1 pseudogene is annotated in these 5,024 nt (G+C 55.4%); it reads left to right on the plus strand.

Going from position 1 to position 5,024, the window contains the following annotated elements:
• A pseudogene (locus PGS25_RS15385) lies at positions 1–5,024 on the plus strand (SNF2-related protein); the annotation flags it as partial.

A 5,024-nucleotide genomic window follows, 5' to 3' on the forward strand; every position in this document is an offset into this window, starting at 1 on the left:
ATCGACCCTATCGCCATCCGGGAAGCCCTGGAGGAAAGAGGAATCGTCAACGGACAGGTGGCAGACCCGGAAAAACTGGACAATGACCCGTTTATCCAACAGGTGATGTCGGATGCCGAGCAGATTGCAGCTGCCGAGACAGAACAGACTTCCGATGTTTCCATTTCCGATGAGGAATATGATGCAGTTCGCCGCCCAACTCCGCAAAGAACCTCCTATGACCCTGCAGCCCCGGTTTATGCCGTGGGTGATACCGTGTATATCGAGGATGACGCCTATCAGATCACCGAGCTGAGGGATGACACCGTACAGCTTCTGCCCACCGGCATGGTATATCCCATTTATCGGGCAGAGCGCAAAGAACAGTTCGAGCAGCTGCTTCGGGCAGACCGCCGCAATGCTTACTATACCGAGTTTCTTTCGATTGACCCGGACAAGGCAGATCAAGACTTGCGGGAGGTATTGGCCCATGGACTCATGGATGAAGCGGATAAACAGCAGCTTTCCACGCTGCCGCAATCCGGCAGGAGCAACAGCGAGATCGCCTACTGGTCGAGCAGAGCCTATTCCGGTGAGATCGAGACACTGAATCTGGAGACCGGCGATATTGCCGATTACCGTACCACGGCACAGGGCATGGAGCTGGAAGTCCTGGACGCAGAGGAAAAGCGTCTGGCTGTGCTGTATTTCCGCTGGGATGAGGTTGCGCCTTTGCTGCGCGGGATGTATGCCCGTCAGCTGGATGGCTTTGGACAAGAACAGCCCCAACCGTCTGCCGAATCCCCAGCCTTTCATTCCGAGACCGTGGCCGTCTATCCGGGCGATAAGAACCATCTACCTTATGATGTGGTGGTGGAACGACTGCATATCGAGGAGCCGGAGCCACCAGCCCCTGTGATTGAGCCGGAGAAAACCTTTGAGGAAGTGCTGGATGAACACCCGGTTTCCATTCAGGTCAATGGCCAGTGGCAGACCTTTCCCAATGCCAAAGCTGCCGAGGAAGCATCTTATGAGGAATACAAGGCTAACCTGCGCCGCAATGCAAAAAACTTCCGCATTACCGATGAGCATTTGGGCGAAGGCGGTCCGAAAGCCAAGTTCCAGGCAAATATCGAGGGAATCAAGCTGCTGAAATACCTGGAGGAAACCACTGCACAGGCAACGCCGGAACAGCAGGAAGTCCTATCCCGATATGTGGGCTGGGGCGGTCTCTCTGATGCGTTTGACCCGGAGAAACCGGCATGGGCTTTAGAGTATGCCCAGCTAAAAGAACTGCTGACCCCGGAGGAATATGCCGCCGCCAGAAGCTCTACCCTCAACGCCCATTACACCAGCCCTACGGTCATTCAGGCCATCTATGAAGCGGTGGACCGTATGGGATTTGAGACCGGAAATATTCTGGAGCCGTCTATGGGTGTGGGCAATTTCTTTGGTATGCTGCCGGAGAAAATGCGAAACAGCCATTTGTACGGCGTGGAGCTGGACCCGGTTTCCGGGCGCATCGCAAAGCAGCTCTATCCCAAGGCGGACATCACAGTAGGCGGCTTTGAGACCACAGACAGGCGTGACTTCTTTGACCTTGCCATCGGCAATGTGCCGTTCGGTCAGTATCAGGTCAACGACAAAGCCTACAACAAGCTGAATTTCAGCATTCATAACTATTTTTTTGCCAAAGCACTGGACCAGGTGCGTCCCGGCGGCGTGGTGGCTTTTGTAACCTCCCGCTATACTATGGACGCCAAGGATTCCACCGTGCGCCGCTATCTTGCCCAGCGTGCTGAGCTGCTGGGAGCTATCCGTCTGCCGAATGACGCGTTCAAAAAGAATGCCGGTGCCGAGGTGGTATCGGACATCATCTTCCTCCAAAAGCGGGACCGCCCGCTGGACATCGTGCCGGAATGGACCCAGACCGGACAGACGGAGGACGGTTTTGCCATCAACCGGTATTTTATCGACCACCCGGAAATGGTGCTGGGCAGACAGGAGCCGGTAAGCACTGCCCATGGCATGGACTACACCGTGAATCCCATTGAGGGGCTGGAGCTTGCCGATCAGCTGCATGATGCCGTGAAGTACATTCGCGGCACCTACCAGGAAGCCGAGCTGCCGGAGCTGGGTGAGGGCGAAGCCATCGACACCTCCATTCCCGCCGACCCCAATGTGAAAAATTACTCCTACACCGTTGTGGACGGCACTGTGTATTTCCGTGAAAACAGCCGCATGGTGCGCCCAGACCTGAACTCCACCGCCGAGGCCCGCGTGAAAGGGCTGGTGGGCCTGCGGGAATGTGTCCAGCAGCTCATTGATTTCCAAATGGACGCCGCCACACCGGACAGCGCCATCCAGGATAAACAGGCTGAACTGAACCGGCTCTATGATAGCTTTTCCGCAAAATATGGTCTTATCAATGACCGGGCGAACCGGCTGGCCTTTGCCGATGATTCCAGCTACTATCTGCTCTGCGCGCTGGAAGTCATCGACGAGGACGGGAAACTGGAACGCAAGGCGGATATGTTCACCAAGCGCACCATCAAGCCACACAAGGCGGTGGACACCGTGGATACCGCAAGTGAAGCTCTTGCTGTCTCCATCGCGGAGCGAGCCTGCGTGGATATGAGCTATATGAGCCAGCTTACCGGAAAAACAAAAGAAGAACTGGCCGGAGAGCTGCAAGGCGTAATCTTCCGTGTACCGGGACAGCTGGAGCAGGACGGAACGCCCCATTATGTGACTGCTGATGAATACCTCTCCGGCAATGTACGCCGCAAACTGCGTCAGGCGCAGCGGGCGGCACAGCAGGACCCGGTTTATGCAGTCAATGTGGAAGCTCTTACCGCCGCCCAGCCCAAAGACCTGGATGCGTCGGAGATCGAAGTGCGTCTGGGCGCTACCTGGATTGACAAAGAGTACATCCAGCAGTTTATGTACGAGACCTTCAACACCCCGTTTTATCTCCAGCGCAGCATTGAGGTCAACTATTCCTCCTTTACTGCTGAATGGCAGATCAAGGGGAAATCTTCTGTATCCTACAACGATGTGGCAGCTTATACCCCCTACGGAACCAGCCGCGCCAACGCCTACAAGATTTTAGAGGACAGCCTGAACCTGCGGGATGTCCGTATCTATGACACCATAGAGGATGCAGACGGAAAAGAGCGCCGCGTGCTGAATGCCAAGGAGACCACCCTGGCGGCTCAAAACAGCAGGCGATCCGGGAAGCCTTTAGGGACTGGATCTGGAGAGACCCGGAGCGCCGCCAGACTTTGGTGCGCCAGTACAACGAAGAAATGAACTCCACCCGTCCCCGTGAGTATGATGGCAGCCATATCACTTTTGGCGGCATGAATCCGGCCATTACCCTGCGGGAACACCAGAAAAGCGCCATCGCCCATGTGCTGTATGGCGGTAATACTCTGCTGGCACACGAAGTGGGCGCAGGCAAAACATTTGAGATGGTGGCTGCTTCGATGGAAGCCAAACGCCTGGGATTATGCCAGAAATCTCTCTTTGTAGTTCCCAACCATCTGACCGAGCAGTGGGCGTCGGAGTTTCTGCGTCTCTATCCTTCCGCCAATATCTTAGTCACCACCAAAAAGGACTTTGAGACCCATAACCGAAAGAAGTTCTGCGCTCGTATTGCGACGGGTGATTATGATGCCATCATCATGGGACACAGCCAGTTTGAGCGTATCCCCATCAGCCGGGAGCGTCAGGAACGGCTTCTCTATGAGCAGATCGACGAGATCACCGAGGGGATTGCAGAGGTACAGGCCAGCGGCGGCGAGCGTTTTACCGTCAAGCAGCTGGAGCGTACCAGAAAGTCTCTGGAAGCCAGACTGGAAAAGCTGCAAGCCGAAGGGCGAAAAGACGATGTGGTAACCTTCGAGCAGCTGGGTGTAGACCGGTTGTTCGTAGATGAGGCCCATAACTATAAAAACCTGTTTCTATACACCAAGATGCGGAATGTGGCTGGTCTTTCCACATCGGACGCGCAGAAATCCTCCGATATGTTTGCCAAGTGCCGCTATATGGATGAGATCACCGGAAACCGTGGCGTGATTTTTGCCACCGGCACCCCGGTCAGTAACTCCATGACCGAGCTTTACACCATGCAGCGTTATCTTCAGTATGAACGCCTGCAAGAACTGAACATGACCCACTTCGACTGCTGGGCTTCCCGATTTGGAGAGACCGTCACAGCATTGGAGCTGGCACCGGAAGGCACCGGCTACCGGGCAAGAACGAGATTCAGCAAGTTCTTTAATCTGCCGGAGCTGATGAACCTGTTCAAAGAAGTGGCGGACATCAAGACCGCCGACCAACTGAACCTGCCCACCCCGGAGGGGGAATACCACAACATCGTGGCGCAGCCTACCGAACATCAGCAGGAAATGGTCAAGGCCCTTTCGGAGCGCGCATCGCTGGTACACAGCGGAACCGTTGATCCGTCCCAGGACAATATGCTCAAAATTACCTCGGATGGCCGCAAGCTGGGGCTGGACCAGAGGATCGTCAACCAGATGCTGCCGGATGAACCTGGCACAAAGGTCAATCAGTGTGTGGAGAACATCATGCAGATCTGGCGGGATGGCGAAGCTGACAAGCTGACCCAGCTGGTGTTTTGCGACATTTCTACACCACAGGCAAAAGCTCCTGCAAGCAAGGCGGCGAAAACACTGGATAATCCACTGCTTCACGCATTGGAAGGCGCTGTGCCTCTGCCGGAGCAGGAACCGGCATTTACGGTATATGACGATATTCGTCAGAAACTCATTGTCCAGGGGATGCCTGCCGACCAGATCGCTTTTATCCATGAAGCCAATACCGAAGTGCGGAAAAAGGAGCTGTTCTCTAAAGTCCGTACCGGTCAGGTGCGTGTGCTTATGGGCAGCACCGCCAAGATGGGCGCAGGCACCAATGTGCAGGACCGTCTGGTGGCACTTCATGACCTGGACTGTCCGTGGAGACCGGGAGACCTTGCCCAGAGAAAGGGCCGTATCGAGCGCCAAGGCAACCAGAATCCC

The organism is Butyricicoccus sp. AM78-15b2TA, assembly GCF_027665985.1.
GTDB lineage: Bacteria > Bacillota > Clostridia > Oscillospirales > Butyricicoccaceae > Agathobaculum > Agathobaculum butyriciproducens.